Below are 517 nucleotides of genomic sequence, written 5' to 3' on the forward strand. Positions count from 1 at the left end.
CTCAACAACGGTCATCCGATGAGAGGGGTAAGCAATCAGATGCACGACATCGCCAACGCTGAACTGCATGGTTTGCTCCTGATCCACCTCACGAGAGTGTAGCCGACTGGTTAACAGCAGGTAAGGCTATGGAGCTTGCTCTCGCCAGAATCGTCGGGGCCACTAAGTTTGCATTACCTATTCGACAGCAATTGCCTTGAGCGCGCGCCTGACAGCGACACGGGCTGCCTCGACATGACCGGCAGCCAGCAGTTCGTCGACAATTCTGAGCGCCATTACGGCATCGGGCCGCTGGACCGAGTCTGAAGGAACTGCAGTCGCGCCGTGAGCCCCCGCTGCGCCAGCCAGATCGTCGCTCTGGCCGGTAAGATATGCCGAGCTGCACTTGAGCACTGTAGCAAGGCTTGTAACCGCATCCTCACTTGGATGTTGCGAGCGGCCTGTAATGAGATCCTGAATGAATCCGGCCTCAAGACCCGCTTCCAGCGAGGCCCTGCGCCACGAGATCTTGAGGGCG

The 517-nt window shown here is 58.6% G+C and carries 1 pseudogene; it reads right to left on the reverse strand.

Going from position 1 to position 517, the window contains the following annotated elements:
• Positions 1-177: 177 nt before the first annotated feature.
• Positions 178-517: pseudogene (locus tag FS320_RS47500) on the reverse strand (hypothetical protein); the annotation flags it as partial.

Origin of the sequence: Microvirga tunisiensis, from assembly GCF_009296175.1 — a bacterium.
Classification (GTDB): Bacteria; Pseudomonadota; Alphaproteobacteria; order Rhizobiales; family Beijerinckiaceae; genus Microvirga; species Microvirga tunisiensis.